The sequence below is a fragment of the Kitasatospora sp. NPDC058162 genome, from assembly GCF_042884005.1.
GTDB lineage: Bacteria > Actinomycetota > Actinomycetes > Streptomycetales > Streptomycetaceae > Kitasatospora.
In genome coordinates, this window is record NZ_JBHVUS010000006.1 from 326,109 (window position 1) to 350,686 (window position 24,578).

Consider the following 24,578-nt stretch of genomic DNA (forward strand, 5'->3'; position numbering starts at 1 on the left):
TGCGCCGAACGGGTCCCTACGACCCCGCCGACGCCCCCGCCAGCGGCAGCGCCGCGGTGAGCCGGGCGCCGGCCGGGGTCGGGGTGACGGTGAGGGTGCCGTGGTGGTGGCGGGCGATGTCGCGGGCGATCGGCAGGCCCAGGCCGCTGCCGCCGTGGTCGCGGGAGCGGGCGTCGTCCAGCCGGGTGAAGCGTTCGAAGACCCGCTCCCGGTCGGCGGGCGGGATGCCGGGGCCGTCGTCCTCGACGTCCAGCAGGGCGAGGCCGCGCGCCGGGTCGACGGCCAGCCGGACGTGCACGGTGGTGGCGGCGTGCCGTTCGGCGTTGTCCAGGAGGTTGGTGAGCAGTCGGCCGAGCCAGAGCGGGATGCCGTCGACGGCGACCCCGGGGGCGAGGTCGGTGGTGCGGCGGTGCGGGCCGGACGGGCGGGCCAGCACGGTGGTGGCGACCAGGTCGGTGAGGTCGATCCGCTGGCGGGGGCGGTCGTCGGTGCCGCCGGCGTCGAGGCGGGCGAGCAGCAGCAGGTCGGTGGCGAGGTTCTGCAGCCGGTCGGTGTCCTCCAGGGCGCCGTGCACCAGCTCGGCGCGGACCGCCGGGTCCGGGTGGGTGTCGGCGACCTCCAGCTGGGTGCGCAGCACGGCGAGCGGGCTGCGCAGTTCGTGCGAGGCGTCGGCGATGAACTGGCGCTGCCGGCGGCCGGAGGCCTCCAGCCGGTCGAGCATCGCGTTCATGGTGGCGGCGAGCCGGGCGATCTCGTCGGCGGTGCCCGGTTCGGGGACGCGGCGGTGCAGGTCCTGGCCGGTGATGGCGTCGACCTCGGCGCGGATCGCCTCCACCGGCCGCAGCGCCTGCCCGGTGACCTTCCAGGTGACCACCACCCCGGTGAGCAGCAGCAGCGGGCAGGCGACGGCGAGCCCGGCCTGGGTGATGTCCATGGCCTCGTCGGCGGCGCGCAGCGAGGCGCCCGCGTACACGGTGACCGGGCCGGTCGGGGTGTCGGCGGTGACGGCGGCGAGCCGCTGGCGGTGGTGCTCGTAGAGCGGGTCGACCTGGTCGGTGGTGTGCGAGCCGGTGGGCCCGGCGGTGGGCAGGGCGGGGCGGCCGGCCAGGTTGGGGCTGGCGGCGAGGACGGTGCCGCGGGCGTCGACGACCTGGAGGAAGTCGGTGCCGTGGGCGGCGTGCAGGACGGGCGTCAGCCGTCCCTGGACGGCGAGTTGGGCGATCGAGTCGGCCTGCTGCCGGGTCGCGGAGGTGGCCGAGGCGACCAGGTCGGCGCGGACGGCGGCGAGCAGCCCGGCCCCGGCCAGGACGAGGGCGGCGGCCAGCACCGTACCGGCGGCCGCGGTGGCCCGGGCGCGCACCGTACGGGGGACGAACCGGCTTGCCCAGCGCGGGAGTCGGGGCACCTCAGCCGCCGGCCGGGTCGAGCCGGTAGCCGGCGCCGCGCATGGTCTGCAGGGCGGCCCGGCCGAAGGGCGCGTCGATCTTGCGCCGCAGGGCGTGCACGTGCACCTCGACGATGCTCGGGTCGGCGTCGTGGTCGGCGTCCCAGACGTGGTCGAGGATCTCGCGCTTGGAGACGACCGTCCCGGCCCGGGCGGCCAGGTGCTCCAGGATCGCGAACTCCCGGGCGGTCAGGTGGGTGGGGGTGCCGGCCCGGGTGCAGGTGCGGGCGTTGGCGTCCAGCACGAGGTCGCCGAGGGTGTGCAGCCGGGGGCGCTGCTGGTCGATCCGGCGGTGCAGGGCGCGCAGCCGGGCGAGCAGGACGACGAAGGAGAACGGCTTGGCGAGGTAGTCGTCGGCGCCGGTGTCCAGGGCCTCGGCCTCGTCCCACTCGCCGTCCTTGGCGGTGAGCATCAGGATCCCGGCCCGGCAGCCGCCCGCGCGCAGCCGGGCGCAGACCCGGTAGCCGTTGAGGCCGGGCAGCATGATGTCGAGGAGGATCACGTCGTAGGGGTGGCGCTCGGCGAGGGCGACGCCCTCGGGGCCGTTGTGGGCGGTGTCGACGGTGTGGCCGTCGGCCTCCAGGCCGCGCCGCAGCGCGGTGGCCATCCGCTGTTCGTCCTCCACGACGAGTATGTGCATCCGTTCAGGGTGCCAGGTGTGCCCGAGAGCCCCTAAACCGGCTTAAGCGTGGGTTCAGGTACCGTCCGCCATGATCACCGGGCGCGGAGCGCAGCACGGCTCAGCACAGCGCAGCCCAGCACAGCACAGCGCAGCCCAGCACAGCCCAGGCAAGGAGCACGCCCGATGACCGAACCCCTGTCGTCCTTCACCCCGCCGACCGGCGAGGAGCCGGAGATCCCCGAGCTGCCGCCGCTGACGCCCCGGCGCCGACGCGCGGAGCGGCTGCGCGCCTGGGCGGGCGGGAAGGAGCGCAAGCTCGCCGCCGGGGTGGTGACGGTGGCGCTGCTCGGCGCGGGCGGGCTCGCGGTCGCGGCGGTGGCCCACGAGGGGCACGGGGAGGGCGGGCACGGGCACCGCGAGGCGGCGGCCTCGGCCGAGGACGGCAACGGCGCCGGGCGCGGGTACGGGCAGGAGCAGGGCGAGGGCCACGGCCGGGCGCACGGGCACGGACAGCGCCACGGCCAGGGGAACGGGCAGGGGAACGGCCAGGGCCAGGAGCGCGGTCAGGCGCCCGCGCCGCTGCCCTCGCTGGGCGCCTCCGCCGCCCTGGAGAAGGCCCAGGCCGCCGTTCCCGGCGGCCGCGCCGAGTCGCTGCACCGGATCACCGAGCAGGGCGGCGCCGCCGCCTGGGCCGTCTCGGTCGTCGGCCAGGACGGCGTGCGCCACCTGGTGACGGTGGACGGCACCAGCGGTGAGCTGACCTCCAACACCACCGCCGCTGCCCCCGGTAGCACCGCCGACAACGGCGCCGAGGGCTGACATGGCCCACACCGCAACGACCCACCCCGCCCCCGGCCGTACCGCACCCTCCGCCGCCAGCAAGGTGCCGGGCGTGGACGGCTGGTTCTGGCTGGTGAAGGTGCTGACCACCGGCATGGGCGAGACCCTCTCCGACTTCCTCGCCAAGACCTTCGACCCGGTCCTGGCGGTGGCCGCCGCCGGGCTGCTGCTCGCCGTCACCCTCGTGGTCCAGCTGCGGACCCGCCGCTGCGTGCCCGGGCTGTACTGGGCCGTGGTCGTCATGGTGAGCGTGTTCGGCACGATGGTCGCCGATGTGGCGCACGTCGCGCTCGGCGTCCCGTACGCGCTGTCGGCGGGCTCGCTGGCGGTGGCGCTGGCGGCGCTGTTCCTGCTCTGGCACCGGGTGGAGGGCTCGCTGGCGATCGACCGGGTGACCGGGCTGCGCCGGGAGCTGTTCTACTGGGCGGCCGTGCTGCTGACCTTCGCCCTGGGCACCGCGCTCGGCGACCTGACGGCGGCCACCCTGCACCTCGGCTACCTGGTGGCCGCGCTGGGCTTCGCCGTCCTGATCGCGATCCCGGCGGTGGCCTCGCAGGCCCGCTGGGTGGGCCCGGTGGCCGGGTTCTGGTGGGCGTACGTGCTGACCCGCCCGCTCGGCGCCTCCTTCGCGGACTGGCTGGGCGTCGGCGCCGACCGCGGCGGCATCGGCCTGGGCACGGGCCCGGTCAGCCTGGCCCTGGCGGTGCTGATGGCGGTGGCGCTGGCCCTGTCGGCGCGGGCGCACCGCGCCCGGGCGGCTGGACTCTCCGCCCACTGAGCGTCTACATTGCTGTAGACGTCGGAGGCGCACGGCATCACCCCCCGGACAGCCGTGCGCCTCCGACGTCTCCTCCCCCTCCCCCTCCCCCCGCTACTTCCGCTCGTCCACCACCCGCTTGATCTTCCCGACCGAGCGCTCCAGCGTGTACGGGTCCACCACCTCGGCCGCGACCGTCACGCCCACGCCGTCCTTCACCGCCCGGACGATCTCCACCCGCGCGGCCTCCCGCAGCCCGGCGTCCGCCTCCGGGCGGGCCTCCACCCGCACGGTCAGCCGGTCCAGCCGCCCCTGCCTGGTCAGCCGCAGCTGGAAGTGCGGGGCGACGCCCGGGGTGCGCAGCAGGATCTCCTCGATCTGGGTCGGGAACAGGTTCACCCCGCGCAGGATGATCATGTCGTCGCTGCGCCCGGTCACCTTCTCCATCCGCCGGAAGGCCGGCCGCGCGGTGCCGGGCAGCAGCCGGCTGAGGTCGCGGGTGCGGTAGCGGACGATCGGCAGCGCCTCCTTGGTGAGCGAGGTGAAAACCAGCTCGCCGCCCTCCCCCTGCGGCAGCACCGCGTCGCCGAGCGGGTCCACCACCTCCGGGTAGAAGTGGTCCTCCCAGATGTGCAGCCCGTCCTTGGTCTCCACGCACTCCTGGGCGACCCCCGGGCCGAGCACCTCGGAGATGCCGTAGATGTCGACGGCGTCCAGGTCGAGCCGCTCCTCGATCTCCCGCCGCATCTCCTCCGTCCAGGGCTCGGCCCCGAAGATGCCCACCTTCAGCGAGCTGGCGCGCGGGTCCAGGCCCTGCCGGTCGAACTCGTCCAGCAGGGTGAGCAGGTAGGACGGGGTGACCATGATGATCTCGGGCCGGAAGTCCTGGATCAGCTGGACCTGCCGGGCGGTCATGCCGCCGGAGGCGGGGATGACGGTGCAGCCGGCCCGCTCGGCGCCGTAGTGGGCGCCCAGGCCGCCGGTGAACAGCCCGTAGCCGTACGCGATGTGCACCTTGTGGCCGGCCCGGCCGCCGGCCGCGCGGATCGAGCGGGCGACCACGTCGGCCCACATGGAGAGGTCGCCCTCGGTGTAGCCGACCACGGTCGGGCGTCCGGTGGTGCCGCTGGAGGCGTGGATCCGGCGGACCCGCTCCATCGGGACGGCGAACATCCCGAAGGGGTAGCCCTCGCGCAGGTCGGCCTTGGTGGTGAAGGGGAAGCGGGCGAGGTCCTCCAGGGTGCGGCAGTCCTCGGGGCGCACCCCGGCGGCGTCGAACTTGCGGCGGTAGAGCTCGACGTGGTCGTAGGCGTGCCGCAGGGTGGCCCGGAGCCGGTCGAGCTGGTGGGCGCGCAGTTCGTCGACGCCCATCCGCTCGCCGGCGTCCAGGAGTGCGGGCGGAATCGGCTCCCCCAGGCGTCGGGCGGGGTCGGACGCTCGGCCGGTCATCGTCGCTCCTTCGCAGGTCGGACGGGACTGGGAGCCCAACCGATCGTTCGGTCAGGGCAAGCCCAGGCCAAGTAACCCAGCACCCGAACCACCTGTCAAGGGATCGCGCAGCGTTCCCGGAATGCGAAGTTCCGGCGCCTTCGTGCCGGGATCGCGCCCGCCGCTTGGCTGGCCGATATGAAAATCATTACGGAATTATTACCCGTTGGCCCCGCTCACCGGCCCGGACCCATGGTTCAGTAGTGCGGCTTCTCCCCTGCACCCCGGAGTGATCACCTTGGCCTCGACCCCTGCGCTGGTCAGCGCGCTGCGCGAGCTCGGCGACCGGCCCGCCGTCGTCGCCGACGGACGCGCGATCAGCGGCATCGGCCTGCTGCTCGGCGTCTCCCCGCCCGGCGGCCTGCCCCGGGCCCTCGCCGAACGCGTCGCCGAACACGCCGCGCTGCCGCCCTCCACCGCCCGCGCCGCCGAAGAACGGCTGCGGCACTGGGCCGGCGTCCTCGGCCCGCCGCCCATCCGGCACACCGTGCTGCACCCCGCCACCGACCTCGCCGTCGAACTCGCCCTCGCCACCCTGCTGGCCGGCGGCACCGTGCACTGCGCCGACCCCGACCAGCAGCCCGAGGACCAGCTCGCCGCGCTCGCCGCCAACGGCACCACCCACCTCAGCCTGCCCTCCGCCCTGCTCTGGCGGCTCAGCCGGCAGCCCGGCCTCACCGACCACGACCTCGGCGCGCTCCGGCTCGTCCTCCACGTCGGCCCCGAACCCCGGCAGGACGACGTGTACGCCGCCGTCGACGCCCTCGGCGCCGTCCTCGCCCACGTGCGCGCCCCGCACAGCCAGGCCGAAGCCGCCGACCGCCGCCTGCGCACCGACACCGCGGCCGCCACCGCCGCCGCCTGGAAGCACAGCATCGGCGTCACCGCCGAACAGGTCAGCGCCTTCGGCACCCACCTCGACCGGGCCGTGCTCACCGCGCTGCTGCACACCCTCCAACAGGCCGGGATCCTCACCGAGCCCGCACCCGCCCGCTCCGAGGCCGAACTCCTCGCCGGCGCCCTGGTCACCCCCGCCCAGCGCCCCCGGGTCGGCCGCTGGCTCGACGCCCTCGCCCGGCACGGCCTGATCACCCACCAGGACGGCGGCGCCCAGGGCCCGCTCTACCAGGGCGCCCCCGAACTCAGCTCCGCCGAAGTCCGCGAGACCTGGCGGCCCGCCACCGACACCTGGACCGACGGCCTCGGCACCACCGCCGTCCTCGACCGGGTCAGACGCGGCGCCCTGCGCCTGCCCAGGCTCCTCACCGGCGAGGAAGCCCCCCGCCCCGCCGCCCCGGTCCGCTGGGCCGCCGCCCGCGGCTACCTCGGCGCCGCGCTCGGCGCCCTCGTCCGCGCCACCGCCGAAGCCCACGCCGGGCCCCAGCCGCTGCGCGTCCTCGAACTCGACCGCGACGGCGTCGAGACCGCCGTCGCCCGCGCCCTCGCCGCCCGGCCCCGGCAGAACGCCGACCACCACCTCACCCCCGACGGCGGACGCTACGACGTGGTCGTCGCCACCGCCGGCGGACGGCCCGAGGAGGAGGTCCCCGCCCTCGTCGACCTGCTCGCCCCCGGCGGCCGGCTGCTGCTGCTCGCCCCCGTCACCGAGCAGCTCGACCTGCTGATCACCGGCGACCCCCGCGGCCTCACCGCCCACCCCGCCGACCACTGGCGGGCCGCCCTCACCGCCGCGGGCTGCCCCACCGTCCTCACCCTCCCGGAGGACGGGCACCCGATCGGGCTGCTCGGGCAGGGGCTGTTCGTCGCCCGGGTCGACTGACGGCTCGACGGGCGGCTCGACGGGCGGCTCGACGGGCGGCTCGACGGGCGGCTCGACGGGCGGCTCGACGGGCGGCTCGGCTGACGGGTCGACCGGCGGCGATCGCTTGCCGTGCTCCGCGGTGGCGCTGGGGCCCGTTGAGCTGAGGCCGGGCCGACCCCGGGCTACGATCGGGCGCATGGCCGCTTCCGTGCGCTCGATCCGCTCCCGGGCCTCCCTCGGCTCGATCGGCTCCATCGGTTCCATCGGCTCGCTGCTGTCGATCGGCTCCGTCGGATCCGTGCTCTCCATCGGCTCCGTCGGCAGCGTGCTGTCCATCGGCTCGGCCGGATCCGTGGTCAGCGCGTTCTCGGCCTGCTCCTGGCTGAGCGTCGGCTCGCTGCTGTCCGTACGCTCCCGCTGGTCCGTACGGGGGCGGCGCCCCGGGCGGGGACCGTCCGTGGCCGACCGGTGAAGCCGACGTCACGTACCGCCACCCGATCCGTACCATTTCGATACCGAAGCCCGGGTGAGCTGCGGGAATCCTCGCCGCCCGGGGGGCTCCCCGGGTAGGCTCCGGCTTGTCCTCCGGGCCTCCGTACGGGCGGCCGTGCGCCGCCCGTTCCGCGTTCCGGGGGCAGACCCCCGCGGGCCATTCGGTGGGCTCCGCGCACTCGACACCGCGCGCCAGGGCAGTCGCGCGAACGGCGAAGGGCATCGCATTGGCGGATCGGCTCACCGGAGGAGACTCCTCGCTGCTGCGGCGGATCAACGCGGCGGTCACGCTTCGGGCGCTGCGGACCGGCCACTCGGTGACCCTCACCCAACTCGTCGGCGAGACCGGGCTCTCCCGGCCCACCGTCGAGGGCGTGATCGAGGGCCTGGTCGAGACCGGACTGGTCGCCGAGGTCGAACAACCCCGGGAGGACGGCCAGGCCGGCCCCGGCCGCCGCGGCCGCCCGGCCCGCTGGTTCCGCTTCCGGGCCGAAGCCGGACACATCCTCGGCATCGAGATCGGCGTCCACGACATCCGGGTCATCCTCGCCGACCTCACCGGCGAGGTGGTGGGCAGTCACTTCAAGCCCGTCGACGAGACCCTCGACGCCGAGGAACGGCTCACCGCCGTCCGCACCGCCGTCGCCGAAGTCCTCCGCAAGGCCGGCATCTCCCGGGACAACCTGTGGTCCGTCGGCATCGGCACCCCCGGCATCGTCGACCGCGAGGGCACCGTCCAACTCGGCACCGCCATGCCCGGCTGGACCGGCCTCGACCTCGGCGCCCGGCTCCGGCGCTCCTTCCGCTGCCCCGTCCTGATCGAGAACGACGCCAACCTCGCCGCCATCGCCGAACACTGGCAGGGCTCCGCCGTCGGCGCCGACGACGTGGTCTTCGTCATGGCCGGCCTCAGCCCCGGCGCCGGCTCCCTCATCAACGGCAAACTCCACCGCGGCTACGGCGGCGCCGCCGGCGAGATCGGTGCCCTTCACCTGCTCGGCCAGGAAGTCACCCCCGAGCGGCTCCTCTCCACCACCGGCAAGCCGCTCAACCCACTGGACGAGGCCGCCGTCGCGCGCGTCCTGCGGCTCGCCCGCGAGGGCGACGAGGTCGCCAAGGTCGCCATGGACCGCTTCCTCACCAGACTCGTCCAGGGCGTCGCCGCCCTGGTCCTCGCCATCGACCCCCAGCTGGTCGTCATCGGCGGCTGGGCCGCCGGCCTCGACGGCGTCCTGGAACCCCTGCGCGAACGCCTCGCCCAATTCACCCTGCGGGCACCGGAGGTGGCCCTCGCCGCCCTCGGGTCGGAAGTCGTCTCGATGGGCGCGCTCCGGGTCGCCCTCGACCACGTCGAGGACCAACTCTTCGCGGTGGACCCCCCGAGGGCGTGAGCAGCGGGCTCAGGGGGCGGCGTGACCGCCCACCGCACGTAGTCCCCCAGCGGCTCGCCACCCTCGACCTGCCGACCCCCCAACGACCGCGACCCGGGCGCCAGTTCGGCGTCCGGGTCGCGGTCTGAGGGTGTCGGGGAGTGGTTCAGGAGGCGGTGCGGACCTCGGGGGTCGCGCCGACCGGGGTGACCTCGACCAGGCCGGTCTCGCCGAAGGTGAGCTTGCAGGTGTCCGCGCGGTAGGTGGCGACGGCGAGGGCCACCAGGCGGCCGGCGGCGGCGTACTGGGTGGTCATGACCAGCACCGGGGTGCCCGGGGGGCGCTCCAGCAGGACGGCCTCGTCGGCCTCGGCGACACCGAGCTCGACGGCCCGGGACTCGCCGTCGACCTCCAGGCGCTCCAGCTGGCGCAGCACCGAACGGGCGCGGTCGCTCTCGGCGCGGAAGCCGGGCAGGTGCGGCAGGGCGGCAGCCGGGACGTGCAGCGACTCGGTGGCCATCGCGCGGCCCTCGACCAGGCGGACCCGGCGGACGGTGTGCACGGTGGCGCCCTCGGTGATGCCGAGGTTCTTGGCCAGCTGCGCGGAGGCGGGGGCGGTGGTGCAGTCCACCGTGCGCCAGGACTGGCTGCGGCCCGCGCTGGGCCAGCCCTCCTCCTGCCGGTTCACCGGGACGCCGACCCGCGGGGCGGCGATCAGGGTGCCGATCCCCCGGCGGCGGACCAGCCGGCCCTCCAGCTCCAGCTGGTCCAGGGCCTGCCGCAGCGTGGCCCGGGCCACCCCGAAGCGGGCGGAGAGCTCGCGCTCGTTCGGCAGGACCTGGCCGGTGGAGAACTCCGAGTCGATGGCCCGCAGCAGCACCGTGCGCAGGTGCCAGTACTTCGGTTCCGGCACCGACGAAAGCTGTCCTGTCGTCCCCACCATGTCCTCCACCTGTGTCCTGTCCGCCCTACGACGAGGAGGGCGGATCCCGGGCCCGCTGCCCGCTGTTGCGGCAGGTGGGAGAGCGGGCCTTTATCCGTCCTTCTTTATTAAAGGTCCTTGCAGTAAGCGACCCTAGGTGCTCCCTCCGGAGATGGTCAAGACCAATGGCACGGCTTGACGGGACCGTCGCGAACATTCATGCCACGTTCACGACAGCCCGGAGCGGCCGCCCTCGACCCGCCTCACGGCCACCCCTCGACCGCCCCACGACGCACCCCCGGCCGCGCGTCACGCTTCGGTGCGTGCGCGCCCAGTGGGTAGGCTGCCCGGGTGATCGTGGTGACGAGTGTGAATGTGAACGGAATCCGGGCGGCCGCCAAGAAGGGCTTCGTCGAGTGGCTCGCCGGAACGGAGGCGGACGTGATCTGCCTCCAGGAGGTGCGCTCCGAGCCCGGGCAGCTGCCCGTCGAGCTGCGCGACCTGGACGGCTGGCACGCGGTCTGGGCCCCGTCGGTCGCCAAGGGCCGGGCCGGCGTCGCGATCCTCTCCCGCCGGGAGCCGCAGCGCAGCACGATCGGATTCGGCTCGGAGGAATTCGACAATTCCGGCAGGTACGTCGAAATCGACCTGCCGGGCCTGACCGTCGCCAGCCTCTACCTGCCCTCCGGCGAGGTCGGCACCGAGCGCCAGGACGAAAAGGAACGCTTCATGGCGGAATTCCTCGTCCACCTCACCGCCCTGCGCGCCCGCGCCGCCGCCGACGGCCGCGAGGTCGTGGTCTGCGGCGACTGGAACATCGCCCACCGCCCCGAGGACCTCAAGAACTGGAAGGCCAACCAGAAGTCCGCCGGCTTCCTCCCCGAGGAACGCGCCTGGCTCTCCCGCGTCTACGACGAGGCCGGCTACGTCGACGTCGTCCGCGCCCTGCACCCCGACCGCACCGGCCCCTACTCCTGGTGGTCCTACCGCGGCCGCGCCTTCGACAACGACTCGGGCTGGAGAGTAGACCTAATTGTTTCTACAAAAGCCCTGGCCGACAGGGCCGTCGAAGCCTACGTCGAACGCGCCGCCACCCACGCCGAACGCTGGAGCGACCACGCACCCGTCACCGTGGTGTTCGACGTGAACAACTGACGTGTGCTCTGGCTTCCCATGCAAGCAAGTTTGAGCTCTACTACGACTGCTAAGGGTGCCTCTGACCTGCGGAAACGCGATTCGATCTCTCATCATCCCGCAAGCCGACAACGCTCTGACCTGCGGAAACGCTAGGCCACCCACTCAGCCGGAACGTTCTCTGGCTCGCGATGTGAAATGAGAGTGCACTGGGTTCGATCTCGGCAGGAGTTCTGTGTAGCGCCTCTCGCGCCTGGGTCCACGAAGCACGAGCCGTGCATCCTGTGGGTCATCACGTGAGTGCGCTCGGGCTCTTGCCGAGGTCCGGCCGCAAGCGTCTTGGAGTTCCTCCGAACGCGTGACTGCACGCGTCCTTCCACGGCCCGGACCGGTGAGCCCAGCGGCCCCAGCTGGGGATATAGTGCCGCAGATGCGAGTACTGGTGGTCGAGGACGAGGCAGATCTGCGCTTCGCCGTCGTCGCGGCGCTTCGCGGTGCCGGTCTGGCCGTCGACGAGGCGGCGGACCTTCCTGCGGCGGACGAGGCGCTGTTCGTGACCGAATACGACTGCGTCGTGTTCGACAGGATGCTGCCGTCCGGGGACGCTCTGGAGTACGTGCGGAAGCTGCGCGGCACCGGCCGGACGGTGCCGGTGCTGTTCCTCACGGCCCGCGACACGGTCACGGACCGGGTCGAGGGATTCGCCGTCGGAGGCGACGACTACCTGGTCAAGCCGTTCGCCGTCCCGGAGCTGGTGGCCCGGGTCCACAGCCTGTGCAGGCGGGCCGGTGTGATGCGCCCGCCCGTGCAGCACTTCGGTGACATCGAGATCGACACGGCCCGGCGCTTGGTCCGCCGGGGCGGCGTCCGGCTGATTGTCACCAGCAAGGAGTTCGCCGTCCTCGAAGTGCTGACCGCCAGGGCGGACCAGGTGGTGCCCCGGGTCGAGCTGATCGAGAAGTGCTGGGACGAGATGGCCGAGCCCAACTCGAACGTCGTCGAGGTGCTGGTGTCGCAGTTGCGCCGCAAGCTGGGCGACCCGTGCCCGATCCTCACGGTGCGCGGAGTGGGCTACCGGTTCGTGACCGACGCTTGCCGGTGAGATCGCTCGCATGCTGACCGCCGAAGCCCGTATCCGCAGACTGCGCTGGCGCCTGACGGCGCTGTTTGCGCTGACCAGCGCCCTCGCCCTGGTCGGCCTGGCAGGGTTCGCGATCTACAGCGACAGCAACGCCCGCCGCGACCAGCTCGACGACAGGCTGCGGATGAGGGGAACGGCGGCCGTCGGCCTGATCATCTACGACGATCAGGACAAGCTCGACATCGAGTCGCTGCTCGATACCGTGGGCACCGACTGCCCGCAGCTGACCGTGGTCACCGTCACCTCCAGCACGCCCGCCACCGCCTATGCACCGCCCAAGCCCTGTGTGCACGCGGCGGAGGCGGACATCCGTGGGCTCGCCACCAGGGCGGTCGCGCAGCACGGCACGGTGTCGGCGGACGGCCGCGCCACGGACGGCCGACCGGTGCGCCTGTTCGCCGCGCCGTTCGACGGGCCGGGCGGAGAGACCGTGGCCGGCGCAGTGGTCCTGGCGGCCGACGCCTCCGTCACCAAGGCCCAGAAGCAGCTGCGGCTCGTCCTGATCACCGGCAGCCTGGTGCTGGTGTCGGTGTCGGGCCTGGCGGGGCACCTGCTGTCCGGCCGCGCGATCCGGCCGGCCCTGACCTCGCTGCGCCAGCAGGAGGAGTTCCTCGCCGACGCCGCCCACGACCTGCGCACTCCGGCCGCCACCCTGCGCACTCTGGCCGCGACCGCCCTGCACGCCCAGGCCGGGCATCCGCAGGACGCCGTACGGACCAGTGCGCTGCAGCGCACAGAGCACCTGGCGGCCCGGATGGGCGACCTCATCGACGGCCTGCTCACCAGGGCGCGGCTCATGGCCGGCGTCGCCACACCCGTGCGGGAGCCGCTGCGTCTGGACCAGCTGGTCGAGACGGTCGTCGAGGACACCGACACCGACGGGCACCGGGTCACCGTCGTGACCGAGCGGGCCGTCGTCGTCGGCGACCTCGACCTGCTGCACCGGGCGGTGGCCAACCTGCTGGGGAACGCGCTCGCCCACGGCCACGCCCCGGGCGTGCCCGCGGACGTCCGTCTCACCGTGACCGGCGACGGGACCGTCACGGTCGACGACAGCGGCCCCGGCGTGCCGCCCGAGCTCGCCGGTTCGCTGTTCGAGCGCCACCGCAGCGGTTCGGGCTCCTCCGGGCTCGGCCTGTCCATCGCCTCCTGGGTCGCCCACGTCCACGGCGGCTCCCTGACCGTAGCCACCAGCCCCACGGGCGGCGCTCGTTTCGTCCTCCGGCTCGCCACCTCCTGAGACGCCGCGGGGCGGCCCGGCGCGGCACCGGCTCCGCCGCCTCAGGAAAATCTCAGGCTGCTCCCGGCAGTCTTCCGGTGAATCACGAAACACCGGAGCACCTGTGAAGTCCACCGTCTGCGACCACGCCGCCGTCCCCACCGCCCACCCGGCCCACCCGGCGGGCGCGGCCGACCCCCGCGGTGTGGTCGGCGAGCCGCCTTCCGCGGCCCTGCCCGGCGCGAATGGTGAGACACGGCCGAGGGCCGCGTCGGCCTCGGCTGCGGTGCCGTCCGCACCCAGGACACCATCGGCGTCCCTCTGACCTTCCCGGGCCGTCGGCCCCACCACGGGACGGCCGAAAGTCCCAGCGCGCCGCACGAGCGACGCCCAGGCGACCGGCTTCCTCCCATCGGGGTGCACGAGACGCCCCCAAAGAGCGCACCAACGAACACGTCGTCGTTCGCCTCGCGCACGCCGCTGCGCGTCCGCTCGGCGAGGATTCGAGGAGAAGAATTGCCCACGCTGTCACGACCGAAGACCTACGACCGGACCCGGCGACGCCGCAAGAGGGCACCTGCGGTCCTGATCGTTCTCACGGCCGTCATCGGATTCTGCGTCCTGCTGTCCGGTCTGCTGTTCTCCCCCGAGCGCACGCTCACGGGCTCGCAGGCCAACACGGTCGGGGAACGGGAGATGGTCCGCATCATCGGGCCGGACGGGCGCAGCACCGAACTCCCCGCCATGATCGACACCGGCGCCACGGCCTCGTCCCTCGACACCAAGGTCGCCAAGGGGCTCGGCTTCGACCTCGACCACGCCCCCAAGGTCCTGGTGGGCTCCGCGCTCGGCCGGGAGGAACGCCCGGTCGTCGACGCCACCGTGCAGATCGCCGGGCGCACCGTGCACACGCACCTCAACGTCAACAGCCGCACCAGCCGCCCGACCCCGGTCCTCATCGGACGCGACGACCTGCAAGGCGCCCAGGTCGCCATCGGCAGAAGGATGCTGACCAGCCCGGAAGGACACGGCGCTCCCTCGGCCCTGCGCGTGCTGCTCACCAAGGCCCCCGCCATGGACCCGCTCTCCCTCACCGCGCTCCTCCCGCTGGTCGCGCTCCTGATCGTCGTGCTGCGCGTCGTCGTCGGGCTGAACACCCTGGGCACCTTCAGCCCGATGCTCCTCGCCCTGGCCTACACCCAGGCCGGACTGCCGCTGGGGATCGTCCTGACGCTGGTGATGTTCGCCCTGGGCTTCGCCGCACAACCGCTGCTGCGCCGCTTCCACCTGCCCCGGGTCGCGCGGCTCGGCGTCCTGATCGGCCTGGTCACCAGCGGTGTGGTCGGCACCCAGCTCCTGCTGAAGTCGGAGGGCCTGACCGAGTCCTGGGGCGCCTCCCTGCCGGTCGTGGTCACCGCGATCATCACCGAACGCCTGTGGGAGCAGTGGGAGCTCGACGGCGTGAAGTCGGCGGTGAGCGGGGCGGTCGTGACCATCGGCGTCGCCGTCGTCCTGGCGCTGGTGCTGCTCACCCCCCTCGCCCGGTACGTCGCCGACCGGGTGCCCCTGCAACTGGCCCTCGCCTGCGCGGTGTGGACGCTGGTGGCCGGAACGTACCGCGGACTGCGGCTGGTCGAGCTCCTCAGGTTCCGGCGGGCGTCGCGAGCGAGCGAGGCCGTGGCATGAGGTGGCTGCACAGCTGGGACGGGATACTCGGGATGAACGCCCGCAACGCCCGCATCTCCCGCACCAATTCGCCGACGGCCATCCGTCTGGTCAACAACAAGTACGCCACCAAACAGGCCCTGCTTGCCGCCGGGGCGCCCACCGCGCCCACGCTGCGCCTGGTCCGCTCCCGGCAGGAGAGCAACCGCACGGACTGGAACGAACTGCCCGACACCTGGGCCTGCAAGCCGAACCAGAGCCTCGGCGGCAACGGGATCCTCCTGTCCTTCGGCCGCCGCGACGGCATCTGGGAGAGCCCGTCCGGCAAGCCCATCACCGAACAGACCGTCAAGAACCACCTGCGGCGGATCCTGGACGGCGACTTCTCACCTCGCGAACGCGACTGGGCCCTGTTCGAGCCCCTGATCACCGCCCACCCCGACCTCGCCGCCCTGTCCCACCAGGGGCTGCCGGACATCCGCGTCATCTGCCTCGGCGACGAACCCAGGCTCGCCATGCTGCGCCTGCCCACCAGGTTCAGCGGCGGACGCGCCAACCTGCACCAGAAGGCCATCGGCGCCGCCGTCGACCTCGCGAGCGGCCGGATCGTGCGCGCGCTCATGGGCGACCGCCCCGTCTCCGCCCACCCCGACACCGGCCACCAACTGCTGGACGCCCGCGTGCCGCACTGGGAGACGGTCCTCGACGCCGCGAGCCGCTGCGCCAAGGCCACCGGACTGCGGTACCTCGGCGCCGACATCGTCGTCGACGCGGCCCGAGGACCACTGATCCTCGAAGTCAACGCCCGGCCGGGACTGCAGATCCAGAACGTCACCGGACACGGACTCCACTCCGCCATCGCCTAGACCACCCACCAGGACACCATGCGGTACACACCGGAACACGGCTGGCCCCTGCTGCTCGGGCGGTTCACCGCCGTTGTCGCAGCGGCCGCCTTCCTCACCGTCAGCCTCCAGCACGCCCCGCACCCGATCAGGGCCCAGGAACCCCCGGCCATCGCCGACGCGGCACCACAGCCGTCACCCCCGTCCGCGTCGCCGACGCACAAGCACGGGCCGACCCACATCCCCAAACCGAGCCACACCCCGACAGCCCCTGCCGCCACGCCCGCCCCGACCCCGAGCGTGCGCCAGCCGCCGTCACAGGAGCCCGGTCAGGACGCGCCCGCGATCGAAACGCAGGAGGAGGACGACGCCGAGACCGTCCAGGGCCAGGCACCGGCCGATCCCGGCTCAGGCTGACTCGCCCCTGCGACCGTCGTACGAGAGCACCGCAGCCGGCACCCGACCGGCCTGCTGGGTGAGCGGGCGGCGGGTGCACGGCGAACGTGCCTTCCTGCTGGCACGACGGAACTTGGAAAGTCTCGTCATGACAGCCGGGAAGGCACGTTCGCTTCAGAAGTCATCTCATTTGGAGCGTCGAATGAGATGACTTCTGAATCAGTCCGCCTATCGCGCCGATCCTTGTCCGGCCCCAGCGGCGGCCGTCCTTGTCAAGGGACAGTGGGATCTCACACGTCGCGGAGTCTGCCGCGTCCACTGACGCGTCCTCATCAAATCCTCAGGTTTCCTCAGCGAGACTTCCCTCCTGTCAGACGCCCGTCGGGGAGCCGACGTGGGGAGAGTCGGCGGTCTGGCGGCAGCAGGGATCAGCCAGAGCAACTCTGTCCGGGCATGCCGTTGAGTTGCGACCTCTCCACACCGGAGGGATTCGGCGCGAAGCAACGCCCATGGAAGCGCCAGGCGCTTAACGGGATCGCCTGCATTACAGAAAGAGGTCCGTGATGACGATCAACCCATCCGTCGCGGCGCATCCTCTGCGACATCGACTGCGGGAGTGGAACGCCGCCTGGAAACGCGGGGAGGTCATGGGAGAGCGTGTCGCGCGAGAGCTGGACTTCGGATCGCTGCTGGACCTCCTGCCCGCCGATCCCGGCGCGTGCGCCGTCGCGGCGCCGTCCGCGCGCGGGCGCAGCCCGCTGTCCTACGCGCGGCTGCACGACTTCCTGGGCGGCGGTGGGCCGTTGGACGACCTCGGTCTGCGCCCGGGGGACCGGTGCGCGATCGCGATCCCTGAAGGTCCCGAACTCGCGGTGTGCCTGCTCGCGGTCAGCAATCGCTGCGCCGCCGTACCGATGAACCCGTGGAACCCCGAAGGGGAAGTCGCCACGGACCTGGCCGAGACGGCGGCGAAGGTGTTGATCGTTCAGGTCGGCACGGACTTCGACCACCTGCGGCGCGCGGCGCGGACGGCCGGGGTGAACGTCGTGGATCTGCGCCCCGACCCGTCGACGGCCGGACTGTTCGCCCTGGAGGTCGACGGCCGGGCCGCTGCGGCGGCGGACCTGCCCGCCGCCGGGCATGCCAGGCAGCGGGTCAACGGTCCGGACGACGTCGCGCTGGAGCTGTTCACCTCCGGCACCTCCGGCCGCAAGAAGCGGGTGCCGATCCTGCTGCGCGACCTGGTCGTCGGCGCGTCCTGCATCGCCGCCGCGCTGGAACTGGGCCCTGAGGACCGCGGGTTCAACATGATGCCGCTGTTCCACGCCGGTGGCATCGTGCGGAACCTGTTCGCCCCCTTGCTCGCGGGCAGCTCCATGGTCTACTCCGACGGGTTCGACCCTGCGGCGTTCTGGGACGAACTCGTCGGCGGCGGGGGCTTCACCTGGTACTACGCCTCGCCCACCATGCACGACGGCATCCTGCACGAGGGCCAGGCACGGACGGCCACGGCCCGGCTGCGCTTCGTCTGCAACGCCGCCGGCGACCTGTTACCTTCTATGGCCGCGCGGCTGCGCGAGCGCTTCCAGGCCGCCGTCCTGCCCGGCTACGGCATGACCGAGTGCATGCCGATCGCGATCCCGCCGCTGGACTACCGGCTGGAACGCCAGGGCGCGAGCGGCCTGGTCCTGGGCCCCCGGGTGCGGATCCTCTACGAGTGGGGGGAACCAGGCCCCGACCGGTGTCGACGGCCGGATCATGATCAGCGGCGTCCCGCTCGCGCGCATCGTCCAGGACGAGCCCGGGCCGGGCGAGCCGCCGGTCCCGGCGGGCTGGTTCGACACCGGCGACATCGGCCGGTTCGATGAGGACGGATACCTCTATATAGTCGCCCGCGCCAAGGACGTCATCAAACGCGGCGGAGAGACGATCGCGCCGGCCGAGATCGAGGATGCCGTGGTGGCGCACCCGGACGTGCGCGCCGCGCTGGCCTTCGCGGTCCCGCACCCGGTGCTGGGAGAGGTGGCCGGCTGCGTCGTCGTGCCGCACGCCGACCGGCGCGTCGACCTGGACGGCTTGGCCCCCATCCTGTCGGCGAACCTGGCCCCGGCCAAGTGGCCGATGCTCCTGGTCTACATGGACGACCTGCCCAAGGGCCCGACCGGGAAGGTCCTGCGCCTCCGGCTCGCCGGCCGGCTCGGGATCGACCAGGTCGACGAACGGACGCCCGCGCGCCGACGCCTCCACGAAGCCATCTGCCCGCCGGTCGGCGCCCCGCTCACCGGCTCGATCCCGGCCGAGCCGGTCGTCATCGAGCCGGATGAGCTCGTCGCCGCCATCCGCTCGTCCTGGCCGGCCGCGACGGACGTGTACGTCAGCTGCGATCCGGACTCCGGCGTGCTGCGTGCCGCAGTCGAAATAGCCGGGGCGGGATGTCCGGGAACAGCCGTCCCCGACGGCGACGCCCTCCGGGAAACGCTGCGGAGCGTCGTCCATGACTATCTGCTGCCGCGTACGGTGACGGTGCTCGAAGCGTTCCCCCGGCTGGCCGACGGCGAGCCGGACCGCGAGCAGCTCCAGGCCCTGACCGCCACCAAGCACCGTCCCGCGGGCGGGGCGGGCGACGAGATCGAGGCGTACCTCCTCGACCAGTGGCGGACGCACCTCGGCGCGGACCGCGAGATCGACCTCGACAGCGACTTCTTCGACGACCTGGGCGGGGCCTCGCTCGTCGCCGTGCAGATCATCGCCGAACTCCGCACGCACTACGGCATAGCCCTGCCGCCGACCGCCGTCTTCCGCAACCGGAGTGTGCGGGCCCTGGCGGCACTGGTCCGAGCCCGGATCGCGGACCTCGGGGCCGACACCGACGACACCGACGGCGCCGGCGGGCCGACATCGCCGCTGCCCAGCGGGCCGGCGCCGAAGCCGCAGACGGCGGTGGCGGCGCTGCTCACCCAGCTGGCGCCGCTGGCGCTGGTGCCGACGGCTCTGCAGATGGGCCAGTTCGCCGCCTGGATCGTGTTCTGGTGGTATCTGCGCGCCGACCTCGGGCTCACCGGTCTGTGGGTGATGTTCGCGGCCCTCGCCGCCGCCGTCGCAACCCGCAAGCTGGTCGCCCCGATCGTGGCGATCGGCCTCAAGTGGGCCCTGGTGGGCCGCTACCGCCCGGGTGCCGCGCCGCTGTGGGGCCAGGCCTACCTGCGCTGGTGGCTCGCGCACCAGATCCAGAGCACCGTCGGACTGGGCGTGTTCGGGCTCTCCTACCCGCTGACCGCGCTGTACTACCGGCTGATGGGGGCCCGGGTCGGGCGCCGGACCCGGATCGCGGAGACCGCGGACCTCGGCGAGTTCGACCTGCTCACGATCGGCGACGACGCGGTCGTCGACGAGGGCGCGATCGTCCGCCCCTTCGGTTTCGAGGGCGGGGCCATGAGCCTGCGGCCGATCCGCCTGGGCGCCGGCTGCTCGATCGGCACCCGCTCCACGGTGGTCCCCGGCGCGGACGTCCCGGCCGGCACCGAGCTGGCGCCGCTGGGCACCTCGACGAACCCGCGCTCCCTCGACCAGGGCACCCGGGCGCTGTCCCGGGCGCTGGTCTACTCCCCGCCGTCCTGGCTCAAGGGCCTGGGCATGCTCATCAAGGGCGCCGTGACGGTCGGGGCCTGGATCCCGATGATCCTGGTCATCCACGCGCTCATGTCCACCGTGATCACGAGCGGCGTCCACCTGCACGGCCCGGTGGACCTGCTGGTGCGGATGATGTCCCCGGAGCGCCTCCTGCGGTCCGTCACCGTCCTGGCGGTCTCGACCGTGACCGCACCCTTCCTGTACCTGGCCGGCGTCATCGTCGTGAAGTGGACCGTGATCGGCCGCTTCCGGGCCGACGACGACATCACGAAGGCGTGGCCGAAGTTCGAGCGCTGGCTGATGTGGAAACTGCTCCCGGACGGCCGCCTCGGCGGCGCCGGCCGGATCCTCGGCGCGAACTTCGCGGCGATCAGCGTCGTCTTCCGGCTGCTCGGTGCCAAGGTCGGCAAGCGCATCTACTGGCCCGGCTCCGGCCACATCATGACCGAGTACGACCTGTTCGAATGCGGCGACGACGTGACGTTCGGCTCCCGCTCGACCTACCTCATGACGGACGCGCACGGCTCGCGCCCGATCCGGATCTTGGCGGGCGCCAACGTCGCCGACCGCTGCGTCCTGGCCCCCGGCGTGGTCGTGGAACGCAACGCGGTCCTCGGCTCCGGGACCTACGCCCCGTCCGGGTTCACCGCCCCGGCCGGCTCCACCTGGATCGGCCAGGACGGCCGCCTGCAGCCGATCGAGCTCGAACCGGCGACGCCGCGCCGGGCCGAGGCCGACACGCTGCGCCCGTACGCCCGGGCCGTGTACCACCGTCAGGCCCCGTACCGGGTCTGGCCGCTGGCCGCCCACATCGGGTTCAACCTCGCCAACGCCGTCTGGGCGGCGCTGTACCGGGCGGCCCCGCTGCTCGGCGCGCTGCTGATCACCTGGGAGCTGCTTCTGGTCTCCCACGGCCGCCTGCACAACACCGCAGTCCTGCTGGCCCTGACGCTGGTGCTGTTCATCCCGCTGCACCTGGTCAGTGCCCTCGGCGCCGCGGCCGTCGTGGTGGCCACGAAGCGCGGGATCATCGGCGGCCTGCGGACCAGCGGTGAGCACTTCTGGACACAGGACTCGTACTGCCAGCGCTGGAAGATCCACACCGCGGTCTCCTCGCTGACCGGCAACTGGTTCGGCGGACGCGACCTGCTGGACTTCCTCGGAGGCTCCGCCTACATCGTCTGGTTCTTCCGCTGCCTGGGAGCCCGGATCGGGCGCGGCGTGTGCCTGTACCCCAACGGCGCCGACCCGATGATGGAGGAGGCCGACCTCACCACGATCGGCGACGGCGCCTGCATCGACCAGGCCGTCCTGATAGCCCACCTCAACACCCGCGGCGAGTGGACGATGGGCACGATCGAGATCGGCGCGGGCGCCTGCCTGCGGGCTCAGTCCCGGGTCATGATGATGGGCTCGGTCGCCGAGGGCGCCACCCTGCTCGAGGGCACGCTGCTGCTCGCGGGTGACGCGGCCATGCCCTTCTCGGTCTGGGACGGGTGGCCCGGCCAGGCGATCACCGGCGGCGCACTCGAGCACCGGGTGGGCACGGCCAGCGTCGGCACCAGCACCAACACTGGCACCGTGGACGCGGATATGGCAGGCGAGCACCACTTCGCTTGATACCGGCAGCTCCCAGGACAGGACGAGTCCCGCCCCGGGATGAGCGGGAAGACGCGCGCGGCGGCGGCCTGTGGTGCAGTGATACTGCAACACAGGCCGCCATTTCTCTCGACTAAGCGATCGTCAATCACCCGGGCTTATCCGTTGCCACCGGCGGCGACGACGTTCAGGGAGCCCATCATTCCGTTGTCCTCATGCCCGGAGATGTGGCAGTGGAACATCCATTGCCCGGGGAAATCCGTGAAGCGAATCCGGATCACGACCTTTCCGGGGGCCCCGTTGACCGCGTGGGGAACAATCACGCCGTCCATGTAGTCGGCGGGGGGCTGGGCGACGCCGTTCACACTGAGGACCTGGAACGGTGCGGTGTGGAGATGGAACGGATGGTTCTGCCCGCTCGTGTTGGTGAGCGTCCATTCTTCGACGGTACCGAGGGTGGCCGGTGTCGTGAACGTCGGCTTCATGTCGAACAACTTGCCGTTGATGTAGAAGTTGTTGCCGCCGTCGTCGCTCAGTTCCACGTTCCGGGACTGGGCGAGGGGTTCTCGCGACAGGTCGGGAAAGGAACCAGGAAGCGGCCCGGGGACCTTCGGCGAGGGTGCCATGCCCGACGGCGCCCCTGCGGGTGCCGATCCCGCGCTTCCACTGCTCTGCTGGACGTCGACCTTCATGAGGGTGGTGTCGGGGTATTGGTCTGCGGTCGGCCCCCCGTTCGCGTAGGCGAGGGTCCTGAGCGTGGTCGATCCGGGGGCTCCTGCCGTCACCAGGACGTCGAAGCGCCTGCCGGGCGGCATCAGGAGGTGGGACGCCTGCGCCGGCGCCGCGGAGGGATTCCCGTCCTGACCGACGACCGTGAAGCTGCCGCCGTCGAGCTGGAGATCGTAGAAGATCGCGTAGCCTTCGTTGACGATTCGCCACAACTGGGTTTCGCCGGCTTCCAGTTTCAGCGTGGGCTGGTACTGGCCGTTGACCAGGCGAACCGTCGGCGACGCGGGTTCGAGGACCCCGTCCGGGTAGACGATCGAGCCGGCTCCGCTGATCTGGGCGTCCTTGAGCGCCAAGGTGTGAGCGGTGATCCCGCGGTAGGCCGGCGGCAGCGATTCGCGAACGTCCCCGACGATGATGGTTCCCGACAGCCCCGCCCCGATCTGGCTCTCGGTTCCGTCGCAGCGAGCGTTCGCCGGGGCAGGGGTCATCACCATCCCCGGCATCGAGTGGCCGTCCTTGGGACACATGTCGTGGTCGTGGTACCAGTACGTCCCGGGAACCTGGTTGGCAGGGATGTCGAGATGGTAGGTCAGAGTCTGGCCGGGCTGGGCGGACAGCATGATGTTGTCCGCGCTTCCCTCCGGGGAAAGGTGCATCCCGTGGAAGTGCAGGTTGGTCGCCGTGCCGAGATCGTTGGTCAGATTCAAGGTGACGCGCTGCCCGGGAACCACGTAGAGGGTCGGCCCGACGAGGCTACCGTTGTAGGTCTCCGCAACCACCTTCTTACCCGAGATCATCACCTCCTTCTGGGCCGTCGTCAGCTGAACCGTCAGATCCCCCGGGGTTGCCGTGTTGAGTTCGGGCGGATCCACCAGCGCACCACCGGGAACCATTCCGGCCGCCTGCTCCTCGGAATTCCGCAGTGGCTTTCCATTGGCCCCCGAATCCGGCTCTCCGCCCTCGCAACCCACGAGGGTGGCAAACAGGAGAGCAGCACCGACGACGAAGACTCCGGGGCGGGCGATACGTGATCGACGCGTGATCGAGCGTGAGGTCAAGAGAAACTATTCCTTTCTGGGCTCCGGCACGAAGATATCCCCGCTGCTGAACGGAGAGCATATGGACGCAAGGCGGGCCATCCGGGCCAAGCCACGCCACGGGCCTGAGCGCGAAGGCGAGAATCGAGTGCTTCGCCGACAGTCATCTCCGCCGATGCGGGGGGCCTTCCGTGCCGGCCGGGAGCCGGCGACGGCGCGGCGGCCAGGATCGCCGGCGGTACCGGTGACCGGAAGCGAGCGACAGGACCACGACGGTGTCACCAGCGACGGAGTCGTGGATCGAAATGTGCCGCCGGACGGCGACAGCCGCAGAGGAGACGAGGCCGACCGGTGCGGCGACAACCAGGGCCGAAACCTCCTCAAGCGCGCCCAGAGCGTAGATCAGGGGTCGCGCCGACTGCAACCGAGGCGGAACGCAGAGCTGTCGGGGCCTACTGCCTGGACGATCAACTCACTGCCACGGACGACCACTTGCACCACAGGATCTCTGTGTTAGCGCTCACATTTCGTTACGAGCGGTACACATGGATGTCACTCAGGACCAGCAGAGTGTCATGTCCATCCACACTCCCACACTGGAGGGTCCTGTGCTCACTCGGCGTCGTCCTCAGATGTCCTGGGCGAAGCGTTTCGCGGTGTTCGCCGCCGCCGTCGCGTCCGTGCTCGGCATGTCCGTGGCCTACAGCCCCGCCGCCAGCGCGGCGGTCGACAACTCCTGCACCATCGCCGGCTGTTCCGCCGCCGCCTCGGCCAACTCGACCTGGTCCTCCGGCGGTTATCCGACCAGCCGTGGCTGGTACAACTGGCCGAACGGCCAGTGCAGCTTCGCCGGCGGCCAGTTTTACAACAACGACGGGCAGTTGCCCGCCGGCGACACCTTCTACGAGTACAACGTCTACCCGCGCGCCTGCGGCGCCCGCCGGGACGCCTACCGGATCGTCGTCGACGCCAACACCGGCGTCGTCTGGTACTCGCCCAACCACTACGCGGACTTCTACCAGCTGTAGAGGAGGTCCGCCGCGCAGGGTCGGCCCCGACCCCGCCAGGCAATCCCATGAGCCCACGGGCCCCGCCATCGACCGGTGGGGCCCGTGGGCTCATCAAATCCTCAGGTTCCCTCTGAGATGGTCGCCCGTGTCGGCAGCGACGACCTCCGGCCTCCCGGGGCAGGCAAGCGCGCCGCCGACGTCCGTCGGGCCGCGACCGTTGGCGGCGGTCGTCGCCCGGCGGACGGCGGTGTCCCTACGGCGATACATCCCCCCGGGTCATCGGAGGGGCACCGCCGCTTCGCAGCACGTCCCGCTGCGGGCCATCGGCGCCCGCCACGGCAACCGCGCCGTGGCGGGGAGCCGCCTCACCAAATCCTCAGGTTTCCCGGAGCAGACTTCCCCGCGGTCCCGGAACAGCAGCAACGAGCAAGGGCCGTGCGCCACCCCGCGGGGACCGGCCGGGGGTGCACGCCATG

Annotated in this window: 19 protein-coding genes; 14 read left to right on the forward strand and 5 right to left on the reverse strand. The window is 72.3% G+C overall.

The features are described 5' to 3' along the window. Nucleotides 1-16: 16 nt before the first annotated feature. Together ACFVXG_RS15160 and ACFVXG_RS15165 are read right to left on the reverse strand one after the other, a co-directional pair. Complete coding sequence (locus ACFVXG_RS15160) at nt 17-1,405, reverse strand: sensor histidine kinase (RefSeq protein ID WP_387927654.1); 1,389 nt, start codon at nt 1,403-1,405, stop codon at nt 17-19. Nucleotide 1,406: 1 nt separating this feature from the next. After that, entirely contained in the window at nt 1,407-2,084 is a 678-nt protein-coding gene (locus ACFVXG_RS15165) for a response regulator transcription factor (RefSeq protein WP_387927656.1), read from the reverse strand. 165 nt (nt 2,085-2,249) lie between these two features. On the opposite strand from ACFVXG_RS15165, the gene ACFVXG_RS15170 reads away from it, so the two are divergent. Both ACFVXG_RS15170 and ACFVXG_RS15175 read left to right on the forward strand, forming a co-directional pair. Continuing rightward, complete coding sequence (locus tag ACFVXG_RS15170; protein WP_387927658.1) at nt 2,250-2,885, forward strand: PepSY domain-containing protein; 636 nt, start codon at nt 2,250-2,252, stop codon at nt 2,883-2,885. A gap of 1 nt (nt 2,886) precedes the next feature. Then, nucleotides 2,887-3,684 carry a hypothetical protein gene (locus tag ACFVXG_RS15175; RefSeq protein WP_387927660.1) on the forward strand — a complete coding sequence of 266 codons (798 nt, stop codon included), beginning with the start codon at nt 2,887-2,889 and terminating at the stop codon, nt 3,682-3,684. A gap of 93 nt (nt 3,685-3,777) precedes the next feature. On the opposite strand, the gene paaK is transcribed toward ACFVXG_RS15175, so the two are convergent. Beyond that, the gene (paaK, locus tag ACFVXG_RS15180) at nt 3,778-5,112 is read right to left on the reverse strand and encodes a phenylacetate--CoA ligase PaaK (protein WP_387927661.1); all 1,335 of its coding nucleotides are present in this window, start codon (nt 5,110-5,112) and stop codon (nt 3,778-3,780) included. A gap of 277 nt (nt 5,113-5,389) precedes the next feature. Here paaK and ACFVXG_RS15185 point away from each other — a divergent pair, with 277 nt between their 5' ends. The 3 genes from ACFVXG_RS15185 (at nt 5,390) to ACFVXG_RS15195 (ending at nt 8,796) form a co-directional block, all read left to right on the forward strand. Beyond that, entirely contained in the window at nt 5,390-6,931 is a 1,542-nt protein-coding gene (locus ACFVXG_RS15185; protein WP_387927663.1) for a hypothetical protein, read from the forward strand. 178 nt (nt 6,932-7,109) lie between these two features. Then, a complete protein-coding gene (locus ACFVXG_RS15190; protein WP_350503270.1) occupies nt 7,110-7,385 on the forward strand; it encodes a hypothetical protein in 276 nt (91 codons plus the stop codon). 247 nt (nt 7,386-7,632) lie between these two features. Continuing rightward, nucleotides 7,633-8,796, forward strand: coding sequence for an ROK family protein (locus ACFVXG_RS15195; protein ID WP_387927665.1), 1,164 nt, complete (start codon nt 7,633-7,635; stop codon nt 8,794-8,796). Between the two features lie 145 nt (nt 8,797-8,941). Here the strand turns inward: ACFVXG_RS15195 and ACFVXG_RS15200 are convergent, their stop codons facing one another. Beyond that, entirely contained in the window at nt 8,942-9,715 is a 774-nt protein-coding gene (locus ACFVXG_RS15200; protein WP_387927853.1) for a GntR family transcriptional regulator, read from the reverse strand. A gap of 333 nt (nt 9,716-10,048) precedes the next feature. Here ACFVXG_RS15200 and ACFVXG_RS15205 point away from each other — a divergent pair, with 333 nt between their 5' ends. The 8 genes from ACFVXG_RS15205 (at nt 10,049) to ACFVXG_RS15240 (ending at nt 21,347) form a co-directional block, all read left to right on the forward strand. Next, nucleotides 10,049-10,852, forward strand: a complete 804-nt coding sequence (locus ACFVXG_RS15205) for an exodeoxyribonuclease III (protein WP_387927667.1) — start codon at nt 10,049-10,051, stop codon at nt 10,850-10,852. Between the two features lie 409 nt (nt 10,853-11,261). Next, nucleotides 11,262-11,933: a response regulator transcription factor gene (locus ACFVXG_RS15210; protein ID WP_387927669.1), complete on the forward strand. Its 672-nt coding sequence runs from the start codon at nt 11,262-11,264 to the stop codon at nt 11,931-11,933. Nucleotides 11,934-11,943: 10 nt separating this feature from the next. Next, nucleotides 11,944-13,212: a sensor histidine kinase gene (locus ACFVXG_RS15215; protein WP_387927671.1), complete on the forward strand. Its 1,269-nt coding sequence runs from the start codon at nt 11,944-11,946 to the stop codon at nt 13,210-13,212. A 495-nt stretch (nt 13,213-13,707) separates the two neighbouring features. Further along, complete coding sequence (locus tag ACFVXG_RS15220) at nt 13,708-14,877, forward strand: 7TM domain-containing protein (protein WP_387927672.1); 1,170 nt, start codon at nt 13,708-13,710, stop codon at nt 14,875-14,877. After that, complete coding sequence (locus ACFVXG_RS15225) at nt 14,874-15,722, forward strand: sugar-transfer associated ATP-grasp domain-containing protein (RefSeq protein ID WP_387927674.1); 849 nt, start codon at nt 14,874-14,876, stop codon at nt 15,720-15,722. Before ACFVXG_RS15220 ends, ACFVXG_RS15225 begins: the two co-directional genes overlap by 4 nt. Nucleotides 15,723-15,740: 18 nt before the next feature. After that, nucleotides 15,741-16,118 carry a hypothetical protein gene (locus ACFVXG_RS15230; protein ID WP_387927676.1) on the forward strand — a complete coding sequence of 126 codons (378 nt, stop codon included), beginning with the start codon at nt 15,741-15,743 and terminating at the stop codon, nt 16,116-16,118. 626 nt (nt 16,119-16,744) lie between these two features. Next, entirely contained in the window at nt 16,745-17,965 is a 1,221-nt protein-coding gene (locus tag ACFVXG_RS15235) for an AMP-binding protein (protein ID WP_387927678.1), read from the forward strand. Further along, nucleotides 17,856-21,347 carry a phosphopantetheine-binding protein gene (locus tag ACFVXG_RS15240; RefSeq protein WP_387927679.1) on the forward strand — a complete coding sequence of 1,164 codons (3,492 nt, stop codon included), beginning with the start codon at nt 17,856-17,858 and terminating at the stop codon, nt 21,345-21,347. Before ACFVXG_RS15235 ends, ACFVXG_RS15240 begins: the two co-directional genes overlap by 110 nt. A gap of 137 nt (nt 21,348-21,484) precedes the next feature. Here ACFVXG_RS15240 and ACFVXG_RS15245 read toward each other — a convergent pair whose 3' ends face one another. Then, the gene (locus ACFVXG_RS15245) at nt 21,485-23,113 is read right to left on the reverse strand and encodes a multicopper oxidase family protein (RefSeq protein WP_387927681.1); all 1,629 of its coding nucleotides are present in this window, start codon (nt 23,111-23,113) and stop codon (nt 21,485-21,487) included. A 611-nt stretch (nt 23,114-23,724) separates the two neighbouring features. Between ACFVXG_RS15245 and ACFVXG_RS15250 the strand changes: the two genes are divergently transcribed. Continuing rightward, complete coding sequence (locus ACFVXG_RS15250) at nt 23,725-24,120, forward strand: ribonuclease domain-containing protein (protein WP_387927682.1); 396 nt, start codon at nt 23,725-23,727, stop codon at nt 24,118-24,120. Nucleotides 24,121-24,578: the final 458 nt, after the last annotated feature.